At 59.9% G+C, this 24,763-nt stretch carries 24 protein-coding genes; 11 read left to right on the forward strand and 13 right to left on the reverse strand.

The window, feature by feature from the left end; all coding sequences use genetic code 11:
• The first annotated feature begins 70 nt into the window (after nucleotides 1–70).
• Together ftsB and ispD are read left to right on the forward strand one after the other, a co-directional pair.
• Complete coding sequence (gene ftsB / locus C2846_RS06870; protein ID WP_080048109.1) at nucleotides 71–343, forward strand: cell division protein FtsB; 273 nt, start codon at nucleotides 71–73, stop codon at nucleotides 341–343.
• Entirely contained in the window at nucleotides 340–1,017 is a 678-nt protein-coding gene (gene ispD, locus C2846_RS06875) for a 2-C-methyl-D-erythritol 4-phosphate cytidylyltransferase (protein ID WP_080048108.1), read from the forward strand. The genes ftsB and ispD overlap by 4 nt, the downstream gene beginning before the upstream one ends.
• Here the strand turns inward: ispD and umuC are convergent.
• From umuC to C2846_RS06930, 11 genes are all read right to left on the reverse strand, one after another.
• Nucleotides 977–2,311, reverse strand: coding sequence for a translesion error-prone DNA polymerase V subunit UmuC (gene umuC / locus C2846_RS06880; RefSeq protein WP_080048107.1), 1,335 nt, complete (start codon nucleotides 2,309–2,311; stop codon nucleotides 977–979). The genes ispD and umuC overlap by 41 nt on opposite strands.
• Nucleotides 2,312–2,323: 12 nt before the next feature.
• Complete coding sequence (locus C2846_RS06885; RefSeq protein WP_119701042.1) at nucleotides 2,324–2,755, reverse strand: LexA family protein; 432 nt, start codon at nucleotides 2,753–2,755, stop codon at nucleotides 2,324–2,326.
• 374 nt (nucleotides 2,756–3,129) lie between these two features.
• The gene (locus C2846_RS06890) at nucleotides 3,130–4,281 is read right to left on the reverse strand and encodes an acyl-CoA dehydrogenase family protein (RefSeq protein ID WP_119701043.1); all 1,152 of its coding nucleotides are present in this window, start codon (nucleotides 4,279–4,281) and stop codon (nucleotides 3,130–3,132) included.
• Nucleotides 4,282–5,331: an enoyl-CoA hydratase/isomerase family protein gene (locus C2846_RS06895; protein WP_119701044.1), complete on the reverse strand. Its 1,050-nt coding sequence runs from the start codon at nucleotides 5,329–5,331 to the stop codon at nucleotides 4,282–4,284.
• Nucleotides 5,328–6,221, reverse strand: coding sequence for a 3-hydroxyisobutyrate dehydrogenase (gene mmsB / locus C2846_RS06900; RefSeq protein ID WP_080048103.1), 894 nt, complete (start codon nucleotides 6,219–6,221; stop codon nucleotides 5,328–5,330). The genes C2846_RS06895 and mmsB overlap by 4 nt, the downstream gene beginning before the upstream one ends.
• 26 nt (nucleotides 6,222–6,247) lie before the next feature.
• Nucleotides 6,248–7,756, reverse strand: a complete 1,509-nt coding sequence (locus tag C2846_RS06905) for a CoA-acylating methylmalonate-semialdehyde dehydrogenase (protein WP_080048102.1) — start codon at nucleotides 7,754–7,756, stop codon at nucleotides 6,248–6,250.
• Between the two features lie 113 nt (nucleotides 7,757–7,869).
• Nucleotides 7,870–8,619, reverse strand: a complete 750-nt coding sequence (locus C2846_RS06910) for a substrate-binding periplasmic protein (protein WP_080048101.1) — start codon at nucleotides 8,617–8,619, stop codon at nucleotides 7,870–7,872.
• A gap of 74 nt (nucleotides 8,620–8,693) precedes the next feature.
• Nucleotides 8,694–9,563, reverse strand: a complete 870-nt coding sequence (locus C2846_RS06915; RefSeq protein ID WP_119701045.1) for an MBL fold metallo-hydrolase — start codon at nucleotides 9,561–9,563, stop codon at nucleotides 8,694–8,696.
• A gap of 277 nt (nucleotides 9,564–9,840) precedes the next feature.
• Complete coding sequence (locus tag C2846_RS06920; protein ID WP_240638160.1) at nucleotides 9,841–11,079, reverse strand: OprD family porin; 1,239 nt, start codon at nucleotides 11,077–11,079, stop codon at nucleotides 9,841–9,843.
• Between the two features lie 24 nt (nucleotides 11,080–11,103).
• Nucleotides 11,104–12,480: a solute carrier family 23 protein gene (locus C2846_RS06925; RefSeq protein ID WP_080048098.1), complete on the reverse strand. Its 1,377-nt coding sequence runs from the start codon at nucleotides 12,478–12,480 to the stop codon at nucleotides 11,104–11,106.
• A gap of 81 nt (nucleotides 12,481–12,561) precedes the next feature.
• Nucleotides 12,562–14,181: an acyl-CoA synthetase gene (locus C2846_RS06930; protein WP_119701047.1), complete on the reverse strand. Its 1,620-nt coding sequence runs from the start codon at nucleotides 14,179–14,181 to the stop codon at nucleotides 12,562–12,564.
• A gap of 170 nt (nucleotides 14,182–14,351) precedes the next feature.
• On the opposite strand from C2846_RS06930, the gene C2846_RS06935 reads away from it, so the two are divergent.
• From C2846_RS06935 to C2846_RS06945, 3 genes are all read left to right on the forward strand, one after another.
• Complete coding sequence (locus tag C2846_RS06935; protein WP_080051564.1) at nucleotides 14,352–15,782, forward strand: PAS domain-containing sensor histidine kinase; 1,431 nt, start codon at nucleotides 14,352–14,354, stop codon at nucleotides 15,780–15,782.
• 40 nt (nucleotides 15,783–15,822) lie between these two features.
• Nucleotides 15,823–16,464 (forward strand): response regulator transcription factor, encoded by a 642-nt coding sequence (locus C2846_RS06940; RefSeq protein ID WP_119701048.1) that lies wholly within the window; start codon nucleotides 15,823–15,825, stop codon nucleotides 16,462–16,464.
• A gap of 851 nt (nucleotides 16,465–17,315) precedes the next feature.
• The gene (locus C2846_RS06945; RefSeq protein ID WP_119701049.1) at nucleotides 17,316–17,942 is read left to right on the forward strand and encodes a hypothetical protein; all 627 of its coding nucleotides are present in this window, start codon (nucleotides 17,316–17,318) and stop codon (nucleotides 17,940–17,942) included.
• A 38-nt stretch (nucleotides 17,943–17,980) separates the two neighbouring features.
• On the opposite strand, the gene C2846_RS06950 is transcribed toward C2846_RS06945, so the two are convergent.
• A complete protein-coding gene (locus C2846_RS06950) occupies nucleotides 17,981–19,009 on the reverse strand; it encodes a phage portal protein (RefSeq protein ID WP_119701050.1) in 1,029 nt (342 codons plus the stop codon).
• A 14-nt stretch (nucleotides 19,010–19,023) separates the two neighbouring features.
• The gene (locus C2846_RS06955; RefSeq protein WP_119701051.1) at nucleotides 19,024–20,787 is read right to left on the reverse strand and encodes a terminase ATPase subunit family protein; all 1,764 of its coding nucleotides are present in this window, start codon (nucleotides 20,785–20,787) and stop codon (nucleotides 19,024–19,026) included.
• A 158-nt stretch (nucleotides 20,788–20,945) separates the two neighbouring features.
• Here C2846_RS06955 and C2846_RS06960 point away from each other — a divergent pair, with 158 nt between their 5' ends.
• From C2846_RS06960 to C2846_RS06985, 6 genes are all read left to right on the forward strand, one after another.
• Nucleotides 20,946–21,794 (forward strand): GPO family capsid scaffolding protein, encoded by an 849-nt coding sequence (locus C2846_RS06960; protein ID WP_119701052.1) that lies wholly within the window; start codon nucleotides 20,946–20,948, stop codon nucleotides 21,792–21,794.
• 33 nt (nucleotides 21,795–21,827) lie between these two features.
• Nucleotides 21,828–22,847 carry a phage major capsid protein, P2 family gene (locus C2846_RS06965; protein ID WP_119701053.1) on the forward strand — a complete coding sequence of 340 codons (1,020 nt, stop codon included), beginning with the start codon at nucleotides 21,828–21,830 and terminating at the stop codon, nucleotides 22,845–22,847.
• 65 nt (nucleotides 22,848–22,912) lie between these two features.
• Nucleotides 22,913–23,623 (forward strand): phage terminase small subunit, encoded by a 711-nt coding sequence (gpM, locus tag C2846_RS06970; RefSeq protein ID WP_119701054.1) that lies wholly within the window; start codon nucleotides 22,913–22,915, stop codon nucleotides 23,621–23,623.
• A 100-nt stretch (nucleotides 23,624–23,723) separates the two neighbouring features.
• The gene (locus C2846_RS06975) at nucleotides 23,724–24,182 is read left to right on the forward strand and encodes a head completion/stabilization protein (protein ID WP_119701055.1); all 459 of its coding nucleotides are present in this window, start codon (nucleotides 23,724–23,726) and stop codon (nucleotides 24,180–24,182) included.
• Nucleotides 24,182–24,388, forward strand: coding sequence for a tail protein X (locus C2846_RS06980; protein ID WP_119701056.1), 207 nt, complete (start codon nucleotides 24,182–24,184; stop codon nucleotides 24,386–24,388). The genes C2846_RS06975 and C2846_RS06980 overlap by 1 nt, the downstream gene beginning before the upstream one ends.
• A 9-nt stretch (nucleotides 24,389–24,397) precedes the next feature.
• The gene (locus C2846_RS06985; RefSeq protein WP_165443782.1) at nucleotides 24,398–24,763 is read left to right on the forward strand and encodes a putative holin; all 366 of its coding nucleotides are present in this window, start codon (nucleotides 24,398–24,400) and stop codon (nucleotides 24,761–24,763) included.

The following is a 24,763-nucleotide window of genomic DNA, read 5'->3' on the forward strand; positions in this document are numbered from 1 at the left end:
TTATATCCCCTCTCCGCCCTGTCGGAGAGGGGGTAGACTACCTTCAGTCGCCCTCTCAAGGCCTGCCTCTATGAAATGGCTCTGGCTTATCACTCTGACACTGCTGGCCGGTCTGCAATACCGGTTGTGGGTGGGTGACGGCAGCTTTGCCCATGTCGCCCAGCTCAAGCAGCAGATCGCCGCGCAGCAACGCGAGAACGAGCAGTTGCAGGAGCGTAATCGGGTGCTGACCGCTGAGGTCATTGAGCTCAAACAGGGCCTGGAAACCATCGAGGAACGTGCCCGTCACGAACTCGGCATGGTCAAGGAAGGCGAAATCCTGTTTCAACTGAGCAGCGAATGAGTCAGCACTACTGGGTGGTGATTCCGGCTGCTGGTGTCGGCACCCGCATGCAGGCCGATCGGCCCAAGCAGTATCTGCCTCTCAGGGGCCGTACCCTGATCGAACATACCCTTGACTGTTTTCTTGGCCAGCCTGAGCTTTTGGGGCTGGTGGTCTGCCTGTCGGCTGATGATGACTGGTGGCCGCAACTGGCCTGTGCGCTGGATACCCGCATCAGTCGTGCTGCGGGCGGGCGGGAGCGGGCCGACTCGGTGCTGTCCGGTCTAAAACGGCTCAGTGAACTGGGTGCTGATGAACAGGACTGGGTGCTGGTCCATGATGCGGCCCGTCCCAACCTGGCTGAAACCGATCTGCACAAGCTGGTGCGCGAGCTGGCTGATGACCCGGTTGGTGGGCTGCTGGCAGTGCCAGTGCGCGATACTCTGAAGCTGGCCGGCCCGGACGGGCGGGTACAGTCAACCCCGGATCGTGCGTTGTACTGGCAAGCCTATACGCCGCAGATGTTTCGTCTTGGTGCCTTGCGCAAGGCATTGGCGGCGGCCTTGGCCGCTGGTGTGGCGATTACCGATGAGTCCTCGGCGATGGAATGGGCCGGCCACTCCCCCAGGCTGATCGAGGGGCGGGCCGACAATATCAAGATAACCCGGCCAGAAGATCTGCACTGGCTGGGCTGATGCCTTCCTTGGGCGTGTAGCTATCCAGGCTGTGTGCTCCTACCTTGGGTAGTTCTTCCCAACGAGTGGTATAGCCCGGGCTCTTGTGGTCCCGGCGCATGGCCCATATCGGGTTGGCCGGCAAGCGGCCGAGACGGATGCAGCCACGGCCCTGGCGCTGGTTGATCGCATCCAGGGTCTGCATCAGAGCCTCGCTGCCGCGTCGTGGTGGCGGGCTGAACAGGTCCGGGGTGAATTGCTCACGTTTGACCAGATCCATCAATACCACGCCGGCTTTGGCATAACCCGGCCCTTCCCGGTAATGCTTACGCAACACTTGCTGGGCAGCGGCCTGCAGATCTCGGGTGTCATCACTGGGTGAGAGCAGGGCAAGGGTACCGGCGCAGCGGGCGCTATGCCCGTCGCTGGCGTAGGCGCCCGGTCGGATATAGACATGCACGGCGCCACACAGGCTCCGCTGGGCGCGGAGCTTTTCAGCAGCCTGAGAGACATGCAGGGTGACAGCCTGGGCCAGTGAGTCAAGATCATGAACCCTGTGTCTGAACGAGCGGGTGCTGGCGATCATTTTCTTCGGCTCGGGGCTGTCGTCGAAACCGAAGCAAGGTTCGCCGCAGAGTTCGCGTGCGGTGCGCTCCAGTACCACACTGAAGTTTTTGCGCAGCAGCTTGTGATCGGCCTGGGCCAGGTCGATGGCCTTGCGAATGCCCAGGCTGTTCAAGCGCATGGCCAGACGCCGGCCAACGCCCCAGACTTCGTGTACATCGGTATAGGCCAATAGCTTGTCGCGGCGCTGTGGGTCGCTGAGTTCGACTACGCCCTGGGTCTTGCCGGGCCAGCGCTTGGCTGCCCAGTTGGCCAGCTTGGCCAAGGTCTTGCTCGGTGCGATGCCGACGCCGACCGGCATGCCGATATCACGCTGGATACGCTGGCGAAGGTGCTGACCAAAGGGTTCGAGTTCAAGCCCCTGGCCGGTCAGATCGAGAAAGGCCTCGTCGATCGAGTAGCGTTCCACGCGTGGTGCCAGACATTCCAGGGTACGCATGACCCGTTCGGAGATGTCGCCGTACAGGGCGTAATTGGAGCTGAAGACGGTGATGTCATGCTGGCTGACCAAGTCCTGAATCTGAAAAAACGGCACCGCCATTTTTACCCCGAGCCGCTTGGCTTCAAGGCTGCGGCTGACCACGCAGCCGTCATTGTTGCTCAGTACCAGCACGGGCCGCTTATGCAGATCGGGGCGGAACAGCCGCTCACAACTGACATAAAAGTTGTTGCAGTCAACCAGTGCGTACATTGTCTGTGGGCCTTAGCGGAATCGGTGTCGATGCAGGCTGTGAGTGACCACGCCCCAGACTTCCAGCTCATCGGCGGACTTCAGGCGAATCGGCCGGTAGTTGGCGTTGGCTGGCATCAACACCGGCAGGCCGGCTTCCCAGGTCAGCAGCTTGACCGTGAATTCACCGCTGATGCAGGCAATCACCACGTCTCCAGGCAGTGGCTGCACGGCCCGATCAACGACCAGAATATCGTTTTCGTAGATTCCGGCCTCGATCATGCTGTCACCCTGGACCCGCAACAGGAAGGTATGTGGGGCATGAATACCGGCCAACTCGTCGAGTGACAGGCTGGCTTCACGGTATTCGTCAGCCGGACTGGGAAAACCGGCAGCCACTCGGCTGCCGAACAATGGAAGGCGTTGGCCGCCAGTGGCGGCCGGGCCGATCAGAAGGGCGGGCATGAGGCATACCTTTATGCTGTATTTATATACAGTATATTGGTTGATTCATGTCGAGAAAAGCTGTTCTTGTCTCAGGACTCACTGGAGGTAGCGCCAACTGATCTGTGGTTGAGAACAGGTAGATTGGGCGCAAGAGACCGAATGATCAGGCTTCAGGGCCGAGAAGCTGGCGAAGATGGCCAGGAACAGAATGGCAAGTACTGTGAAAAACTTGAGAGCCATAGGGCGCACCCTTTGTCTTGTTGTTCTTGTAGCGTCATCGAAGGAGACGGGTGTTATGCAATCAAGACTAGATAGCGCAGGTTGATCCGACAAGCCCTTGCGGATGGACGGCCGGGTTTGTAGCGGGCAGGGTGGCTACTGCCCGCTACGTCTTATAGCGGGTAATCGCGCAGCTCCCGGGCAATCAATAGCCGCTGGATTTCGCTGGTACCCTCATAGATCTGGGTAATCCGCGCGTCGCGGTACAGGCGTTCGACCGGGTAGTCTTCCAGATAGCCGTAACCGCCGTGGATTTGAATGGCCTTGGAGCAGACCTGTTCGGCTATTTCACTGGCGAACAGCTTGGCCTGTGAGGCTTCCGACAGGCAGGGCAGCCCTGCACTGCGCAGGCGTGCGGCGTGCAGAATCAAGAGGCGAGCGGCGTTGATGCGGGTATGCATGTCGGACAGCATATTGGCGACGCTCTGGTGTTCGGTCAGCGCCACTCCGAACTGGGTGCGCTCGCGCGCGTAGCCCAGTGCGGCTTCGAAGGCGGCGCGGGCAATGCCCAGTGCCTGGGCGCCAATGCCGATCCGGCCACCTTCCAGGTTCGATAAGGCGATCGCCAGTCCCTTGCCGCGCGCGCCTAACAGGTTGGCTTCTGGAATCCGGCAGTTGTCCAGGCTGACCGCGCAGGTATCCGAGCCACGGATCCCGAGCTTGTGTTCCATGCGCTCGATGCGAAAGCCTGGGTTGTCGGTTGGCACCAGAAACGCCGACAGGCCTTTCTTGCCCAAGTCGGGATCGGTGACGGCAAAGACGATGGCCAGGCCGGCGCGTTTGCCGTTGGTGACAAATTGCTTGGCGCCGTTAATAACCCATTCGCCGTCCTGCAGCTGCGCACGGGTGCGCAGGTTGTGTGCTTCCGAGCCGGCCTGGGGTTCGGTCAGGCAGAAACAACCGATGACCTCACCACGGGCCAGCCGCGTCAGCCACTCGGCCTTCTGCTGATCGCTGCCGAAGTTGAGCACCGGAGCGCAGCCGACCGAGTTGTGAACGCTCATCAGCGCCCCGGTGGCGCTGCAGCCGGCGGAAATTTCTTCCACGGCCAGGGCGTAGGCGACGTAGTCGACATAGCTGCCGCCAAACTCCTCGGGTACCACCATACCGAGCAGGCCAAGCTCACCCATCTGCTGGATCACCGCTGAGTCGATCCAGCCGCTCTTGTCCCATTCGGCGGCCCGCGGGGCCAGCTCACCCTGGGCGAACTGGCGGGCCATGTCGCGGATCATTCGCTGGTCTTCGGTCAGTTCGATGTCGTGCATTCAGACCCCCTCGAAAAAGGCGGACACCCGGGCCGGGTCCAACTGGTCGATGTGGGCCGGGTTCCAGCGTGGTTGCTTGTCCTTGTCGACCAGCAGAGCCCGTACCCCTTCGACGATATCGCCATGCTCGAACCATTGGCGATCCAGATGCAGTTCCAGGGCGAAGCAGTCGACCAGCTCAAGCTGGCGTCCGCGGCGCAGCAGTTCCAGGGTTACGGCCATGGCGATGGGAGAGCGCGCCTGCAGGGTGCTCAGGGTGTTCTGGGCCCAGTCGCGATAGGCCGGACGCTGTTCCTGGCTCAGGGAGTGCTGAATTGCGGGCAGGTCGGGTTGGGCGAAGTGCTGATCGATGGCTGGTTGCAGGCTGGCCAGTTCGGCGGCCGGCAAGTCGCTGACAGCCAAGCTGCGGGCCAGTTGTTCAGGTGTTTGGCTGGCCCAGTTCAACTGGTCCAGACGCTGATCGAGTTGATCCAGACATTCACTCGGCAGGCAGATATCGGCCAGCCCGGCATAGAGTGCGTCGGCGCTGCGGATATGGTTGCCGGTCAGTCCCAGGTAGATACCCAGTGCACCCGGCAGGCGTGGGAGAAAGTAGCTGCCGCCGACATCGGGAAAGTAGCCGATCCCGGTTTCCGGCATACCCAGCCGCGAGCGTTCAGTGACGATGCGCAGGCTGGCGCCCTGGGACAGACCCATGCCGCCGCCGAGTACAAAACCATCCATCAAGGCCAGAAGTGGTTTGGGGTAGGCGTGGATGCATTGATCCAGGGCGTACTCTTCAGTGAAGAAGGTTTCGATCGCCGCACTGTTTCCGGCCAGATATTGGTCATAGAGCCCGCGAATGTCGCCGCCGGCACAGAATGCCCGCTCCCCGGCGCCGCGCAGCACCACGGCCCGGACCTGATCGTCGCGGGCCCAGCGGTCGAGCTGGTGCTGCAACAGACGGACCATCTCAAGGGTCAGTGCGTTGAGGCCGGCCGGGCGGTTCAGGGTCAGATGGCCGATGTGGTTGCGCACTTGGGCCAGTACGGGGAGTTGGGATTCACTCATTCGGACACTCCGGTATACAGCTTGATGATCGCGGAAAAGTCCAGATTACCATGCCCCTGATTGCTGAAGGTCTGATACAGCTGCTGGGCCAGGGCGCCGAGCAGCACCGGCTGGCCGGTCTGCCTGGCTGCTTCGCTGGCCAGTCCCAGATCCTTGAGCATCAGGTCACTGCCGAATCCGCCACTGTAGCCGCGTGCCGACGGAACATTGTCCATGACTCCGGGATAGGGGTTGTAGGTATCCGAGCTCCAGCAGCGGCCACTGGAGGTGTTGATCACCCCGGCCAGCAGCTTCGGGTCCATGCCCAGAGCCACCCCCAGGTTCATGGCTTCGGCAGTAGCGATCATGCTGATCGCCAACAGCAGGTTGTTGGCGACCTTGGCGACCTGGCCATTGCCAGCCGGGCCGCAATGGACAATGTTCTTGCCCATGCATTGCAGCACTGGCAGGGCGTTATCGAAGTCGGACTGTTCTCCTCCGACCATGAAGGTCAGAGTGCCGGCTGCGGCTCCAGTGGTGCCGCCGGAGACCGGGGCGTCGAGCATCGGGTTGCCCTGGGCTCTGGCCAGCGCTTCTACTTCGCGCGCAGTCAAAGGATCGATGGTGGAGCTGTCGATCAACCGTACTCCGGGCTGAACATGGGCCAGCAGACCCTGCTCGCCAAGGTAAACCGTTTTCACGTGGGCCGAGGCGGGCAGCATGGTGATGATCAGCTCAGCCGGACTGCGGGCGATGTCGACAACACTGCCGGGCGCATTGGCGCCAGCCTCGACCAAAGCCTCGACCGCAGGCTGTGACAGGTCGAACACGCTGAGCTGATGTCCGGCCTTGAGCAGGTTGTGGGCCATGGGGCTGCCCATGTTGCCCAAGCCGATGAAGCCGATATGCATGGTGACTACCTCCGTAGTTTGGCCGTTCACTTGAGGGTGATGGTGGTGTTGACGGCTCCGCTTTGATCGTCCTCGTCGAACCAGCGCTCGGTGACCGTCTTGGTCTGGGTATAGAACAGAATGACCTGCTTGCCGTAAGGGCCCAGGTCACCCAGCCTGGAGCCGCGTGAGCCACTGAAGGAGAACATCGCGGCTGGCACCGGAATGGGTACATTGATACCGACCTGGCCAACCTCGATCAGCTCCTTGAACCGCCGGGCGCTGGCGCCGGAGCTGGTGAAAATTGCCGTGCCGTTGCCGTAGGGGTTGGCATTGATGATCGCCATGGCCTGCTCGAGACTGTCGGCCTGCATGACGCACAGTACCGGGCCGAAGATTTCCTCGCGGTAGATGCTCATCTGCGGGGTGACGCCGGCAAAGATGCTGGGGCCGACGAAGTTTCCGCTTTCATAGCCACTAACCGCCGGATTGCGTCCGTCGAGCAGCAACTCGGCTCCTTCGGCCAACCCCTGGGCAATCAGTCGCTCGACCCGGGTCCGGGCGTCACGTGAGACCAGTGGCCCCAGGTCGGTATCGGGTTCGCAGCCGGCATTGACCTTCAGCTTCCTGGCTTTGTCGACCAGCTCTGGCAACCACTGACTGGCCTCGCCGACCAGAATCAGCACCGACAGGGCCATGCAACGCTGCCCGGCGGCGCCGAATACCGCGCCGATCAGGCTGTTGAGCGTCTGCTCGCGGTTGGCATCGGGCATAACCACCGCATGGTTCTTGGCCCCCAGCATGCACTGCGCACGCTTGCCGGCCTGCGTGGCGCGCTGGTAGACATGGGTGCCGACCGCAGTCGAGCCGACAAAGGAAACAGCCTTGATGGCCGGATGGTCACAAAGCGCATTGACCACCTCGGCTCCGCCATGGATGACATTGAGTACTCCGGGAGGAATGCCAGCCTGCATGGCCAGCTCGGCCAGCCGCATGGTTACCAGCGGGTCCTGCTCAGAAGGCTTAAGTACGAAGCTGTTGCCGGTGGCAATGGCCATTGGAAACATCCACAACGGAATCATTGCCGGGAAGTTGAACGGGGTGATGCCGGCGCATACACCCAGAGGCTGGCGCAGGGTATAGGTGTCGACCCCGCCGGCGACCTGATGGGCCAGTTCGCCAAGCTGCAGGTTGCCGATCGAGGCAGCATGCTCGACCACCTCCAGGCCGCGCAGCACATCACCCTCGGCATCGGCCAGGGTTTTGCCCTGATCGGCGCTGAGCAGCGTGGCCAACTCCTTGAGATGCTCGCGGATCAATTGCTGGTAGCGTAGAAATACCCGGGCACGGCTGCTGATCGGGGTGCTTCGCCAGTTTTTGAAAGCTTCTTGGGCGCTGGCTACGGCTGCATCAACCTCGGTAGTCGTGGCGAATGGAACCCGGGCCAGCACCTGCTGGGTGGCCGGGTTGATGACCTCGCGCCACTGATCGGTTTGCGAGTCGACAAATTCGCCGTTGATCAGCAGTTTGACGGTGGGGGGAAGTATTGAGGACATGATGGCGGCCTCCGGTTTGGGGCACTGCATAATCTGAGGGTACTACAGATTAAATAGCACAGGTGTTTACCACCGTGATCGCACCCCAAGACCTGCCTCTGGACAAATGCGGTCTACTCGTTGACCAGTAATGAACGGTCGAACAGCTCACGCAGCTCACCGCTGGCCCGCAACTGCTCCAGTGCGCTCTGCATGGCTTGAGCCTGTTCTGGGTAACTGGGCTGATCGGACATGTACAGATGGCCCGGGTGACCTGGCGCGTGCACGGCGATGCGGAACTGCCCGGTTGTCATGCCCAAGGCTTCCAGAGTGTGATGCAGCACCAGATCGCTGCTGATCAGTGCGTCAATCCGACCCATGAGCAGCATTTCCACTGCCTGATCGAGATTGTGGACCGGTACTTTGATGATGTGCTGATCGGCGGTAAAGCTTTCGCCGTAATAGGTGCCGCGGATATAAGCCACCTTGCGGCCAGACAGACCCTCCAGGTTCAGTTTCAGACTGTTGGATGGGCGGGTAACCAGCAGGATATCGGCCTGAATGACTACGCCAAGACTACTGGCAAAGCTATCCAGGGTCGGGTTCTCGAACAGCACGGCAAAATCCGCCCGATGAAGGCGCAGTTCGTGTACCAGACGCTGGTGTGGCAGCACGCGATTGTCCAGTGGCAGATCACTCAGCTCACTCAGGCGATTGGCCAGGCGGCTGAGCAAGCCTGCCGGTTGCCCGTATTCATCGATATAACCCCAGGGCCAGACATCGGCGGTCATGAACCTGAGCGGCGGTTTTGCTTCATCGGCGCTCAGGACACCTATGGGCAGTAACCAGCACAACAGCAGCAGGCAGTAGCGAATCGGGTACATAGAGCATCATTATAATTGGGCCATACCTGCAGTATAGGGCTCCTGCTCACTACTGTGCTGTGTCTTGTTTCCGCTTATCGGTTGAGCATCTCTACATTGCCGCACGGATTGGTTGCCTGGTAGCGACCGCTGTGTTCGTCACGTTCAACGCCAGCAACCGCGACTTGTGGGTCATGGGTGAATACCAGCCGCCCATGGCGGGCTACCATTGAGTCAAGCAGCTCTTCCTTTTCTTCGATCAATGCTTCAGGGAAGCGGTCATAGCCCATGGTGATCGGCAGGTGAACCCAGGGTGCCCCGGGAATCAGATCGCCGGGGAACACTACCGGACCGTCCGGCATGTCGAACTCGGGAATCATCAGGCCGGGGGTATGGCCATCGCTGAAGCGGAAACGCCAGCCTTTGCCAAGGGTGGCGGACTGCTGGCCGTCGGCGATCAGCTCCAGCCGGCCGCTGGCTTCCAGCAGTCTGAGCAGTTCGGGAATAAATGAGGCCTGGTCGCGCGGGTGCGGACGCTTGGCGCGATGCCAGTGACGCTGGCCGGTGATAAAGGCAGCGTTGGGAAACAGCAGTTGCGCTGGCTGGCCGTCCTGCCAGGCGCTGAGCAGGCCTCCGGCATGGTCGAAGTGCAAATGGGTCAGGACCACGGCATCAATGTCCTCATGGCTGAGACCAATGTCGGCCAGACTGTCGAGCAGTACATGACGGTCTTCGATGACGCCGTAGCGTTCTTTCAGGCGTGGCTCGAAGAAGGCACCAATGCCGGTTTCGACCAGAATGTTGCGGCCATCTTCCTGTACAAGCAGGGCGCGGCAGCTCAGAGTGATGCGGTTGTGCTCGTCGGTTTCGACCCAGCGTGACCACAGGGCCTTGGGCGCATTGCCGAACATGGCGCCGCCATCGAGTCGCTGACTGTTGCCTTCCAGGGTGGTGAATGTGCGCATGGTGGGCTCTCGTTACGTGAGGTTATGAGTTCTGCGCTCTTGTCGAGCGCCGGTTCTGGACACGCTGTGAACCCATCCCTGGGCGCTCGACGATGCCCGTCCAGGGCATCGACGGTCCAGAACCGGCGCCCGACAAGACCGCGTGCCAGTCTTGTGCGGGTGGCTGAGCAAAATCTGGGCCGGCATTCTGGTCATACACAGAAATACCCTGACGCCCTTGGCTGGCCTGTCGAGCGGCATTACACAAAAGCGTCGATCAGAATGTCTGAGGCACGGCCTACCAGGCGAAGGTGTAACCAACAATCAGCCGATTTTCATCCAGGTCATTGGCAAAACTGCTGCGGTAGGTTGCGTTGCGCCAGCGTACGGACAGGTTTTTCAACGGGCCGTTCTGGACCGTATAGGCCAGGTCGGTGTTGCGTTCCCACTCGCTGCCGCGACCGCTGACCAGCTTGATGTTGTCACCATGGGTATAGCGGTTCATCAGACTCAGGCCCGGTAGGCCAAGGTTGGCGAAGCTGTAGTCGTGGCGCAGCTGCCAGCTGCGCTCGTCACGGTTGGCGAAGTCGTTGATCTGTACCAGATGGACCAGAAACGGGTCGGTGCCGTTGAGATAGGCGAAGCCGGTACGGCCGTTCATCTGCTGGTAGCTGGCGCCAAAGCGCTGCATACCGGTTTGCCAGGCCAGTGCCAGACTGGTCATGCGGTTGTTGATGTTGCTGCGCCCGGCGTTGCTGGCGTCGGCGTAGCGCAGATCGGCGCTGAGTCGGCCGGTGCCCAGCGTGCGGCTGTGGTTCAGGGTCAGATAGTGCTGGCGGTAGATGCCGTCAAGCTCGCCGTAGTGGTAGCTGACGCGGGTATCCGGGTTGAACCGATAGCTGGCGCCAGCGAAGTCAAAGGCATTGCTGTCAGGCTTGCCGCGTACGCTGACGTTGCGTGCGCCGCCCTGCACTGGACGCATGCGCTGGTGATCGGAGGAGTCGCGCAGGTTGATGGCGTCGAAGCGGCCCAGGTCGAAGCTCAGGGCGTCGCTGCCCTTGGCTTGCAGCCAACCGCCGCGGAAGGTTTGTGGCAGCAGGCGGCTGTCGTTGTGCATGGCCAGCGGCAGTTGTGGCAGCAGGGTGCCCAGGCGCAGCACATGCTCATCCAGTCGCAGCTTGGCGGTCAGGCCGAGCTGGGCGTATTCGTCCATCGCACGACCTTCGCTGCGGTCGGCCTTGAGCAGGCCGGTACCGGTGCGGTCGGGGCTGGAATCGAGCTTGATGCCGACCAGGCCGATGGCGTCCAGGCCAACGCCGAAGCGGCCAGGCGTGTAGCCGGACTGCCAGTCGAGGCGAATGCCCTGGGCCCACTCGTCAGCCTTGCTTTGCGCGGCACCGGACTGACGGAAGTCGCGGTTGAAATAGAAGTTGCGCAGTTCCAGGCGAGTCTGGCTGTCCTCAAGGAAAGCCGCATTGACCGGCAGGGTCAGCAGGCCGCTGAGGCCGAGCAGGGCAGTGGTTTGCAGTAATTTCATGGTCATCCTCTTTTATTGTTGTGTTCAGTCGCGGGCCGGGGCTTTGGTCTCGGCATGGTCCTTGACGCTGCGAAAGCGCAGGATGTGGGTGCGCTCGACCAGCAGGTACAGCACGGCGCCGGCGGCCAGGCCCCAGCCTGCGCCGTAGACTGCCAGGACCACACCCATGGTGCCGGCTACGCCGCGCTCGGTGTTGTTGTTGAGCTGCTCGAAGCCGACCATCAGACAGATGTAGCCGGTCAGAATCAGGGTCAGTGACAGGGCGATTGGCAGTACCGGCTGGAAGAAGCTAACCAACGGCAACATGAACAGAGCGATGAAGCCGGTAATCCAGAAGGTGCCGGCACCGCTGTAGATTGAGTCCATGGCCTTGCGGCCGTATTTGTAGCGCTCGGCCATGGTCGCGGCGACGGCGGTCCAGATCGGTCCGGCCAGGCCCGGGTAGGGAGCGAAGAAAGCGTGCAGGGCGTTACGGATGGCAGTGACCAGGTGGACGCGGTCGATGTTGTTCTCGATCACTTCGTCCGGGCGCAGTTCATCGGCCCGCTGCATCAGTGACTGGCCGACGATGATGTCGCCGAAGGCGATGATGTAGGCGATCACTGCGGTTGGCACCGCCAGCAGAAATACCTTGAACTCCGGAAAACCGAGCATGAACGGCAGGTAGTTCCACATCTCGCCGAACGCCGGTGTGGTGATGCCCCAGCGCACATCGGGCATTTTGTACTCGCCAACCGCAATGCCGACGATGATGGCGATCAGCATCCCTGGCACCATGCCGTAGTTAACGATCTTGCGCATGAACGGCAGACGCTCGGTCAGGCCCTTGAACGATACCGAGAACATCAGGTACAGGCAGATCAGGCTGCCGAGAACCAGCGAGATCGGCGTGTTGGCCAGACGCCCGCCGCTGGAGATTTCGCCCATCAGTGCGGCGATACCGGCGCCGATGATGATCCCGCCCTTCATCGAGTTGGGCACAATGCGCACCATCACGCTGCCGAGCCGGGTGATGCCGAGAATCAGGAAGATCAGAAAGACCAGAAACTGCAACGCGAACAGCGCCTGGATCGCTTCCGGGCCGGGCTCGAAATCACCGAGAAACAGCAGTACCACCGGGATCGCCGGGGTAATCCAGCCTGGCACCATGGGCACCCCAAGCAGAGCTGGCAGCATGAAACCTATGCCGCACACCACCACATAGGCCAGCGCCACGTCGTAGGGCAGGCCGAGGAATTTTTCCAGCAGCGGAATCATGCCCAGGCTGACCACGAACATGATCAGCGCCTGGAGCATTTCGGCGGTTTCCCAGCGGTAATGAATGAAGGGCAGACGGATCTTGAACGGACCGCAGGGCCAATAGGGTTGCTCGGCGCCGTCGGCGCGCTTGAACATTTGCATGATAAGCCTCCGTCGGCCGGAACGGGTCCGGCCGCTTGTTGTTGTTGTGAAACGGGTTGTGCGCTGTGATTGGCGTCGGGCTCAGAGCTGTTTGGCCCAGTCGCGCAGCACGAATTTCTGGATCTTGCCGGTCGAGGTCTTGGGCAGTTCTGTAAACACTACGGTCTTGGGCACCTTGAAGCCGGCCAGGTGTTCGCGGCAGAACTGCATGATGTCCTCGGCACTGGCCTGCTGACTGCCCTTGAGGGCGATAAAGGCGCAGGGTGTTTCGCCCCATTTCTCGTCCGGGCGAGCGACTACTGCGGCTTCGAGTATTGCCGGGTGCTTGTACAGGGTGTCTTCAACTTCGATGGTGGAGATGTTCTCGCCACCGGAGATGATGATGTCCTTGAGCCGGTCGCGAATTTCCACATAGCCGTTGGGGTGGCAGACCGCCAGATCACCGGTGTGGAACCAGCCGCCTTCAAAGGCTTCGGCGGTGGCTTCGGGGTTTTTCAGATAGCCTTTCATCACGGTATTGCCGCGCATGAAAATCTCGCCGATGGTTTCGCCGTCGCGCGGCACCGGCTGCAGGGTCTGGGGATCGGCCACCATCACCCCTTCCAGGGTCGGGTAGCGCACGCCCTGACGCGACTTGAGTCGGGCCCGCTCGTCCAGTGGCAGCTCGTTCCACTCTTCATGCCAGGCGCAAACGGTGACCGGGCCATAGACCTCAGTCAGGCCGTATACGTGGGTCACTTCGATACCCATGGCCTCGACTGAGCCGATCACCTTGGCCGGCGGCGCGGCGCCGGCGACCATCGCCTTGACCTGATGGTCGATGGCGGCCTTGGCCGATTCCGGCATGTTGGCCAGGGCATTGAGGACGATGGGCGCGCCGCACAGGTGCGTGACCTGATGCTCATCTATCAGGTTGAGAATCTTCTGGGGGTCGACCCGGCGCAGACAGACATGTACGCCGGCCAGGGCGGTGACGGTCCAGGGGTAGCACCAGCCGTTGCAGTGGAACATCGGCAGGGTCCACAGGTATACCGGGTGCTGGCCCATGCCCCAGGTCATCTGGTTGCCCAGCGCATTGAGGTAGGCGCCGCGGTGGTGGTAGACCACGCCCTTGGGGTTGCCGGTGGTGCCGGAGGTGTAGTTCAGCGAGATCGCCTGCCATTCGTCACTGGGCCAGTGCCAGGCGAACTCGGGATCGCCCTCGGCAAGAAAGGCTTCATAATCAAGGTCGCTGACCGCTTCGCCTTCACCGTATTCCGGATCATCGACGTCAATGACCAGAATCGGTCGGTTGATGAGCTGCAGGGCTTCACGGATGACCACATGGAATTCTCGGTCGGTGATCAGTGCCCTGGCTTCGCCATGGTTGAGCATGAAGGCGATGGCTTCGGCATCCAGGCGCACGTTGAGGGTATTGAGGACCGCACCGATCATGGGGATGCCGAAATGGGCTTCAAGCATGGCCGGAATGTTCGGCAGCATGACGGCTACGGTGTCGCCGGCACCAATGCCACGACCCTGTAGCGCCGAAGCCAGCCGTCGGCAGCGCTGATAGGTTTCCTCCCAATCGCGGCGGATTGCGCCATGGATCACGGCAGGGTAATGCGGGTAGACGCTGGCGGTCCGCTCGATGAAACTCAGTGGGCTCAGAGCGATATGGTTGACCGGGGCCTGGGACAGACCTTCCTGAAAAATCGACATGGCAACACCTGGGCTGGTTATTTGTTGGCTCTTGTAGTGACAGGTCCGGATCTGGCTACCAGACTTTCACGATGGGATTTATAGTTTATTTCTGTGATATATGGAAGATAATCTAAAGTATTATAGTATTTTTACTATAAGGAATTTGAGTGAAGACACAGCTCAGCACATTGCGCCGGGCGGCCAGGCAGCTGCTCGACAGTGACCCGCAGCCCAGTCTGCTGATTACCGATGCGTGCACCGACGAGGGCAATCCGGCGTTGCAGCAGTTGTTGGCTAGTGGACCCGGGTTGTCGGACTGGTTACCGGCCAATCATGAGGCCCTGGTCGGAGCCTGTCGCCGCCAGCAGCGCTGCATCGACGAGGTGGAAGCCCATGTTGGGGAGCGTTATCTGCTCTGGAGCTATATCCCCCAGCCGGCGCTGGCGGCCGTGCTGGTACGTGGCCGGGATGCGACCGAGAGCCTGCGCCTGCAGCATGAAGCTACCGTAGCTCATCGGCTATATCGATTGATTGTCGAGAACACCACCGATCTGATTTCCCGCCATACCCCGGATGGAGTGTTTCTCGACGCCTCGCCAGCTGCTCGTACGTTGCTCGGTTACTCGCCCGAGCAACTGCGTGGCAGTTCGATTCAAAACCTCTACCATCCGCAAGACAGTGCCCAATTGGGTGAGCGTTACCGGCGTGCTCTGGAGCAGGACGGCTACCTGACAGTGACTTACCGGATCCGGCATAACGATGGTCACTATCTCTGGTTCGAGACTGCCAGCCGGGCCATCCGTGAAACCTACACCGGCAGCGTGGTCGAGGTCATCAGCGTATCGCGGGATATCACTGCGCGAATCCATAGCGAGGAAAGCAACCGTCGGCTGCAGGATGAGCTGGCCCACGCCGCCCGGCTGGCGACCCTGGGCGAGCTGGCCTCGGGAATTGCCCATGAGCTGAACCAGCCACTGGCAGCGATTCTCAACTATGCCAGTGCCAGTCAGCGTTACCTGAGCGGCGCGCACCAAGGGCAGGTAGGGCTGGAGAAGGTCGAACAGGGGCTGGCCCGGATCAGTGAGCAGGCCGAGCATGCGGCGGCGGTAATTCGCCGGCTGCGCGGCTTTCTGCGCAAGGGCCAGCGCCGATTGCAACGGCTCGCGCCGGCACAGTTGTTGCGTGAGGCGGTCAATCTCTGTGCCTGGGAGGCCGTCCAGCATCAGATCAGCGTGGTCGAGCAGTTCGCTGCTGAGGTGCCACTGGTTCAGGTCGATCCAATCCTGTTGCAGCAGGTGCTGCTGAATCTGCTGCGCAACGCTATCGAGGCCAATCGTGAACGCCATCCGCAAGCGTCCTCACAGATCACCCTGCAACTCGACAGTGCTGCCGGGCTGGTACATATACGGGTGATCGATCAGGGGCCGGGCTTGTCCGAGGACGAGCGCAGCAAGATGTTCACCCCGTTCTATACCAGCAAGCCGGATGGTTTGGGCTTGGGCCTGTCGATGAGTCAGGGTATCGTTGAAGGCTTTGGTGGTGGGCTTGAAGCACTGCCGGTTGACGATGGTGGGTTATGCCTGCATTGCTGGTTGCCGGTTGGCGCCAGTGTCGATTAGGCTGCCAGCCCTGATTTTGCGAACAACAAAAGGAGCGCGCATGCCCGAGATGTCCCAGCAACTGGTTTATGTTGTCGATGATGACCAGGGCATGCTCGACTCCACCGTCTGGCTGTTTGACTCGGTCGGACTTAAGGCGCTGCCGTTCACCAATGGTCAGGCCTTTCTTGATGCCTGTGATCCAATGGCATCGGCCTGTGTTCTGCTGGATATCCGCATGCCGGGCATGGGTGGGCTGGCGGTGCAGGAGGCGATGCGTGAGCGTGGCCTCGAGTTGCCGGTCATTTTCGTTAGCGCTCACGCCGATGTGCCGATTGTGGTCCGGGCCTTTCGCGGTGGTGCGGTCGACTTTATCGAAAAGCCCTACAACGAACAGTTGCTGCTCGACAGCGTCCAGCGAGCGCTCAACCGTCAACCGGTAATCGCCACCAACCAGCGGGCCCGGCATGAGGTCCAGGCCCGGCTCGATAGCCTGACCCCGCGTGAAAGAGACATTTTGCTGCCGTTGGTGCAGGGTTACAGCAATCGGGAAATCGCTGAGCAGCTGCATGTCAGCGTCAAGACCGTGGATCTGTATCGTGCGCGGGTGATGAAGCGCATGCAGGCCGACAGTCTGCCGGCGCTGGTAGGTATGGCGATCGGCGCCGGGCTGGTCGAACCATTCAGTTTGCAGCCGCGCTGAAGGCGCGGTTGAGCCTTTGATAGCGTTCTTCTGAGCATAAAAAAAACCGCTGATTGGCTTGCGCCGATCAGCGGTTTTGTAAACTGGTTGCGGGGGCGTGATTTGTCCGTTGGAGATCCGGATCCTGTAAGTAGCACCACTGAGGGTGAAAAAGGCCGCGAGATGCGGCCTTTTTTGTGTGTGCGAGGGAGTGAAGAAGAACATGGCTTTGTGCATGGAGAGAGCCAAAATCCGCCCGCCGGGGCTGGGTTTCCGTTTTTTCAGGGCGCGATCGGAAAACGGTAATATTGGTGCAAGGTGAAAAAAAACTTCATCTGAAAGGCTCTGGAATGCAGGTTTCAGAGGTATTAATAGATGGTAATTTTTAGGTGCAAAAACGGTAATCTACTTACCCTTGAGCATGGTGATATCTCATAAACATCAATTCCTTTAAAAACAACAACATAACCTCTCGGGATACTTTCTCTAACCTAAAAATACCCTACAAGGGTTAGTGTTTTTATTTTTTAAAATCAATGGGTTACTGTTTTTTGATGCGGAGGGTGAACCAATATAACCCCGTTCCGATGGCGTCCTGAAAATTAGCGGGCGATGCTTCGAGGTTCTGTGAATGCCTGGCTGAGTTTTCAGCGCATGATTCTGCATAAAGCGACACTGTGGCTGGTCTGTAATGGGTGCCAGTGCTGCTGGCGTTTTCGTACAGAGCATGCCTGCATATTTTTCGACACATTTAGACCGGAGGCGGGGAGGGGGGAAGACGGCGCGCGCCTGGGTGTGCTCCGCTTGGATGACTTGGTTGTTGGTTGGCGATAGGCTCTATGGTTCGGGACGGTAAAGAAGGGAGAGGCAGGATGTTGAAACGTTTGATCAGGTGGCTATGGGAGCCGAAGCTTGTTTATCTGACACTGTTATGGGTCATTATCGTTCTTTTCGGGCTTTTCATGATGAATTATCAGGAGCCTATAATTAGGGTTGGAGGCTTGTTGTTCCAGCTGTCTGGGCTGGCAACAGTTATTTGGGGGATCAAAAAAACACGTGATCAGTTTGGTCATCCTGCTGTTCTTGCTGGTATCCGCAGTTGGTTCAAAAGGTGTCCGCTTTGCAACCGACCTAATATGGGTAGGGCTGAAGGGCTCATGTCTTCCGGTTTAGTTGGTAATGGATCAATGTACTCCCCATTCATTCCTACAGATCGCGAAAATTTAGACGAATGGATGGCCAGCGTTGAAAAAGGTCTAGAAAACATTCACAGCAGAATAAGCAGTGTTGAATCTGACTATCACTCGACCACTTCAAAGCTAGAGGCTGGGATTAAGGCGGAAGCTGGTGCGCGTGATAATCTGCGTAGTGAAATGAAGCACATTATCGAGGAGTCTAGTACTGGCGGCCTGCACATTACGTTTATCGGGACTGTTTGGCTTTTCTTCGGTGTCGTTCTTGCTACTCTTGCGCCAGAGATATCGGCTTTATTGGGATAGCTATTTTGAGGGCTGCATTTGCAGCCCTGTGTTAGATGTCAAGGTTTGCTTATCGGTAACGCATAGCTATCGAACCTGACCACCTCTTCCCCCATCCACTCATTGAGCTGCTGGAACATACGCTGCAGCGGGGCCAATTCGTTGATGGCGTAGACCTCGGCGGCCTGGGTGATGGAACCGAAACCGCCAGCGTTGCTGGGGACGATACCCATCAGCTGTGGCGGGATCCGGTGGGCGGCCAACAGGTCGTCGCGGCTGACGTTTTTGATGTTGAAGAAGTCGTCTTTGGCGGCGACCTCGCTGACCGGTATCAACTGCAGGCCATCCTTCTTGCCGCCGGGCGCATAGATGAACAGGTTGCGGAAATTGCCCGGACCCTTGGCGTTCTTCATGGCCTCCTGCAGGGCGTCGATGTCTTCCTCATTCTGACCGGGATCGGTCATATACAGGATGAAACCGGCGTGGCTGCCATTGTTGTAGTACTTGCGCCGGAACAGGGTCGCTGACTCGTTGAGCCAGGCGCTCTGCAAGGCGCCCAGGTACTGGGGCAGACCATAGACTTCCTGGTTGATGTCCGGCTCCAGCAAGTGGAACACAGTGCCGGGGTCAAATGCGTGTTCCTCCTTCCAGTTCAGCACCTGAAAATAACTGTCCAGGTCGGCACCTCGCCGCACGTACTTTGCCAATACCGGTTTGAGCTGGAGCGACCGGCGCAGCATGGAGTCGTGGCGCTCCAGATAGCCGTTGCCGAAGGTGAGAAAGTCCAGGGCCCAACGACCAAAGGCTTCACGTGATAGCAACCGGTGTGGCACAAAGGTGGAGACCAGCAGATTGCGCTTGAAGAAGATGGCCGAGGCATGGTGCGTACCTGCGCGGAAGGACTTGGCCAGCCCAGGGAAGCTGATCGGTGGTTCATACCAGCGGCCATTCATCCAGCATTCCAGATAGTCGAGCAGGTCACGGCCCTGCAGCACAGGTTCAGGTGCACCGAAGGTGAAGTGCAGGCGATCCCCCTGGGTTTGGCTGGCAGTGTGCTGGGTGGACGGTGGTTGGCGGCGTTTCTTCATTGGGTGGGTCTCCGTCAGTCAGGCAGGACGATACGGCCGGTGTTGCGGCCGGTCTGTCCTTCCAGAGGTTCGTTGTGGATCGCGTGGAACAGTGCCCAGGCAAGATCAGCATGGCCGGTTTCATCATTGCGGCCTGCGGTGTAGGTGTACTGGCGCCCGCTAGCCGTTGTGGTCTTGCGAATCGCCATCAATGCCTGGGCGAGATCGGTCCAGCCAGCATCGAACTCGAGCCGGCCCTTGTTGATCACGTCATAGGCTTTCAGCACTAACCGGGTCTTTACTTCCGGTGAGTAGCTGAAGGTGGTGAGGCTGGGGAAGAACTGCTTGACCAACTGTGCCACGCCGCTGCCCATACCGGTCATGTCGATACCGATGTATGTCACCCAGTAGCGTTTGGTGACCGCCCGGATCGCCTCGGCCTGGGCGGCAAAGTCCATGCCGCGGAACTGATGGCGCTCCAGGACTCGGAATTTGCCTCCAGGCAATGCCGGTGGTGCAACGACGATGAGGCCGGCGCTGTCTCCCGTTTCTGCCGGGTCATATCCGACCCATACCTGCTTGTCACCGAAGGGGCGAGCGGCGTGAGGTCGATAGTCCTCGGCCCAGACATCCCAGGTGTCGACCATGCATGGTTGCAGCATGGCCAGCGGGAAGATGCTTGCGCCATCGTCTACGAACTGGCACATGAGCAGGTTCTCGAAGGCCTCGGCGCTGTATTCCATGCGCAGCTCTTCGATATCGAACAGGTTGCAGCCACCGGCCTCGGCATCAAGGATGGTGACGATTTGTCGCCAGATCCGGTCTTCACAGAGCCTGCCACCCTGCAGTGATCCATGGCTGACATCGATCTGCACCCTGTCTTTTTTGGCGCGCCGACGATTGAAGCGTTCACCGGTCCAGAAGGTGTAGGCCTCATGAGCCATTGAGCTGGGTGTCGAAAAATATGTCTTGCGGTATTGCTTCTGCATCGCCATGCCCGAGGCGACTTTGTTCAGCTCTTCAAACCGGAATGTCCAGAAAAATTCATCGAAGTAGAAGTTACCGTGGTAGCCCTGGGCAGTACGGGCGTTGGTGCCCAGGAAATAGATATGCGCCCCGTTGGGCAGCACGATTGGGTCACCACTCAGTTCCAGGCCGCAGGCCTCCCTGGCGAACTGCACGATGTACTGCTTGAACAGATGCGCCTGACTCTTCGAGGCTGACAGGAAGATCTGGTTGCGCCCGGTCTCAATCGCGTCAACAAGGGCCTCACGTGCAAAGTAAAAGGTCGCGCCGATCTGTCTGCTTTTGAGGATTGCCCGGGTTCGCTGGTTGCGAGCCATGAACCAGTCGTGCTGATACTGAAACAGCGAGTCCCGGAAGGCCTCAAGCAACTGCTCGGCTTGCTCGTCGCTGTATTCGTTGCGCGGTTTTCGCTTGCGATCGGCCGTATTGCGATTGGCGATTTTCGGGTTCAGGTCGGTTTCGCTGCCGCCACCCTGGTAACGCTGGATCCGCGCCTGGCGCTCGAGTTGGCGGTGCAGCAAGTCAATCTCTTTGAAGTCGCCCCCGGACTTGCCCTCCTTGAGAATCAGTTGTACAAGTCGGGCCTCGAGGGCGCCGCCGATCCGCTCGATTGTATCGGCGCGGTCCCAGTCATCGCGCTTTTTCCAGCTGTGCACCGTGGGCTCCTTCTCCCCAAGGTATTCAGCAATTTGCGTGATGCGCCAACCCTGCCAATAGAGAAATTTCCCCAGGCGGCGGTTGTCCATGCTCATGTCGGCCAATGCAGTGTTCATGCCGGCAATGTTGCGGTTCGTCGCTGCTCCTGACCTGCCGCTGCCCCTGTATTCGCTTGCCCTACAAATCCCCCGCGTTGCTGCACGCGCGCCCGCTGCCGACCATGGCCCTCATCACGTGCAGAGCTGCACAGCATTGTCATCAAGGGAAGCCGAACATGCCGAAGTTCAAATCGAAGTGGGTCCGCGTAGCGGTTGAAGGGATGACCACCGACGGTCGCCAGATTGAGCGCAGCTGGATCGAGGAGATGGCCGAAACCTACGACCGCAGCAAATACGGCGCGCGGGTCTGGCTTGAGCACTATCGTGGCGTGCTGCCTGACAGCCCGTTCAAAGCCTATGGCGACGTGCTCGCTGCCAAGGCTGAAGAGATCGACATGGACGGCAAGAAGAAGTTGGCGCTGTTCGTCCAGCTGGATCCGACTGACGATCTGGTCTCAATGAACAAGGCCAAGCAGAAAATCTTTACCAGCATCGAAGTGCGCGAGAAGTTTGCTGACAGCGGCAAGGCCTACTTGATGGGGCTGGCAGTCACCGACACCCCCGCCAGTCTGGGTACCGAGGTACTGCAGTTCAGCGCAAAGAATCCCGCGGCCAGTCCCTTCATTGGGCGCAAGGAACATCCGGACAACCTGTTCTCGGAGGCCCTGGAAGCGGAACTTGAATTCGAGGAAGTCGATGACAACCCGGGCAAGCTGCAGAAGCTCTTCACCCGGGTTAACGACTTGCTCAAATCGGGCAAGGACAAGTCAGTCAAGGATGACGCCACCTTCGCGGACATCCATGCCGCCGTTGAAGCCCTGGCAGGTCACTGTGCCGAATCTGCCCAGAGCTTCAGCCAGCTGCAGAACGAGGTCGCTGACCTGAAGGAGCAACTGCAGCCTGCAGCAGACCTGCGTAACGAGTTCAATGAACTCAAGCAGCAGCTTGAGAACACCCCCAACCAGCACCACCGCCAGCGCCCCCCGGCCACCGGTGGCGACGGGCAGATCGTCACCGACTGCTGATCAGGACAGGCCAAACCGACACGGAGTAACACCATGCGCAATGACACCCGAAAACTCTTTGAAGCCTACTGCGCCGCGCTGGCCCAGTTGAATGGCGTGGATCCGGGCACCCGCTCGTTTACCGTCGAACCGAGCGTGCAACAGACCCTGGAAACCCGCATGCAGGAGTCCAGCGCCTTCCTCGGTAGCATCAACATGATTGGCGTATCCCAGCAGGCCGGTGAGAAGATCGGCCTGGGTATTGGCGGGCCGATCGCCGGCACCACCGACACCAACACCGCCGATCGTCAAACCAGCGACCCGACCAACTTCGACAAGCACGGCTACTTCTGCAGCCAGACCAACTTCGACACCCATCTGCGGTACACGAAGCTGGACGCTTGGCGCCACTTCCCGGACTTCCAGACCCGGATCCGCGACCTGATCCTGCGCCGCCAGGCACTTGATCGCATCATGATTGGCTTCAACGGGGTTAGCCGCGCAGCCACCTCCGACAAGGTAGCCAATCCCATGCTGCAGGATGTCAACGTCGGCTGGCTGCAAAAGTACCGCCAGCATGCACCCTCAAGGGTAATGGCCGAGGTAGTCGAAAGCAGTGGCCAGGTTACTTACGGCGAGGGCGGTGATTATGCCAACCTCGATGCACTGGTCTACGACGCCATCAACAACCTGATCGAACCCTGGTACCAGGAAGATACCGAGCTGGTGGCGATCTGCGGCCGCGCGCTGTTGCATGACAAATACTTCCCGCTGGTGAATCAGGAGCAGCCCGCGAGCGAGAAGCTGGCCACCGACATCATCATCAGCCAGAAGCGTATCGGCGGACTACCGGCTGTTCGGGTGCCTTACTTCCCGGCTACCGCCGTGATGGTCACTCGCCTGGATAACCTGTCCATCTACTGGCAGGAAGGCACCCGTCGGCGCACCGTCACCGACAATGCCAAGCGCGATCGGGTTGAGAACTACGAGAGCGACAACGAAGCCTACGTGGTTGAGGACTACGGTTGTGGCTGCATGGTCGAGAACATCACTCCAGCCCCTGTGAACCCCTGATAACGGGTTGAGCCAGAGCTTGCTGCCGGCATCCCCGGCAGCCTTTTTATTCAAGGAGCAGAATCATGAACCGCAATCTGTCACCTGCTGCCCGGCATATGGCCCGCGTAGCGGCCAAGCAGGCCGCCGTCATTGCCCTGGAAGAGCAGGGCAGTATGGCCAACGCTACTGTGTACGAGCAGTTCCTGGCCAAGTTGCAGCAGGATCACCTGCGTCTGAAACAGATCCAGTCCGACCAAGGCAAGGCCGAACTCAAGCGGCAACTGCTGCCCGAGTATGAGGATTACATCAAAGGCGTGTTGGAGAGTGGGGCAGGGGTTCAGGATGACGTCATTGCCACCTTGATGGTATGGGCTATTGATGCCGAACGGTACTCCGACCTTGCCATCCCCATGGCTACCTACGTGTTGGCGGCTGGCCTCAAGTTGCCCGATCGTTTTGCCCGTACCCCAGCGACGTTGATCGCCGAAGAAATAGCCAGCGCAGCCCTGGAGCGTTTGAAAACGGGCAACAGCTTTGATGTTGAAACCCTGATTTCCACCCGGGTAATCACCCTGGAACATGACATGCCTGACCAGGTGCGGGCCAAGCTCGAATTGGCCTTGGGCAAAGCCATCCTGAAGGCCAGCGACGAAGTTGAGTTCAATGTCGAAGCCCTCAAGCTTGCTCGCGAGTATCTGGCCCGCGCCATCGAACTGCACAGCCACTGTGGCGGCAAAAAGGATCTGGGAAAGGTCGACCGCCTGCTGAAAAAACACGCCGATACAGTCGGCTAACCGAGCGTCCCCCCGACGCCCGCCGGCGCGGGGTGCTTGACCAGGGTTTACTCCTTTTCCCAGTCCAGCACCCCGCCCACCGGCGACCTGGGAAAACACCATGAGCGCATTTATCGCCACAGGCAACACCGAACCGTTCCAGCTCAGCAACGATGGCTGGTTTCCGGACATTGATGCCAATGCCGCACGCGACACGCTGCGACTCGATGGCAGCGTCACCGACACCAGACTGGAAGCCGCCCTGGTCAACGCCATGCTCAGCGTTAACGATGACCTGAGCCACTTCAAAGCCCAGCACCTGGAGCAGTACTCCGGCCTTGCCGCGATCCCAGGCCCTGAGATCAATGGTCAGAGCCGGCTGGTGGTGCTCTACACCCGTGCAGTGATCTGCAGTGCTGGAGCCGAACTGGTCGAGCGCTACCGCAGCTACGACACCAGCACCGATGGTGACAAAAACGCCGACAAGCTTACGCCGACTATTGACGAACTGCGCCGTGACGCCCGCTGGGCAGTTCGCGATCTGCTTGGCAAGGTTCGCTCAACCGTGGTGCTGATCTGATGGATCAGGTTCGCGCCCTGCAGAACGACACCGTCGATGCCATTTGCTGGCGGTACTACGGCCGCACAGCCGGAGTGACTGAGGCAGTGCTTGAGGCCAACCCCGGCCTGGCCGACCAGGGAGCGGTATTGCCCATGGGGTACCTGGTCACATTGCCGGATCAGCCCAGGCAAGCAGAGCAGCAAGCAATCAATCTTTGGGACTAGGAGGCCATGATGGCTGAACCAACCAGCAGTACAGCCCTAGCAGTTACCGCAACCGCCGGTGTAGGCATTGCAGCCATGCTGCCCTGGATCGATGCCAATGCCCTGATGGGGGCCGTATTGGGCGCAGCCCTGGTTGCGTACACGAAAAAGGAGCTCAAGCCCTGGCAGCGCTTTGCAGCGCTCATGTTCTCGGCACTAGTTGGGTATCTGATGAGCGGCGAGGTGGTTGCACAGACCCCGCTCACTGAGTCGGGAACCGGGGGATTCCTGGGCGCAATCATTATCGTCCCGTTGGCCCTGAAGCTGATGCTACAGGTAGACCGTCTCGACCTTAATGCCATTCTCGCCGCCATCAAGCGCGGTACCGGAGGCTGA

Source organism: Pseudomonas jilinensis, from assembly GCF_003586265.1.
Lineage (GTDB): Bacteria > Pseudomonadota > Gammaproteobacteria > Pseudomonadales > Pseudomonadaceae > Halopseudomonas > Halopseudomonas phragmitis.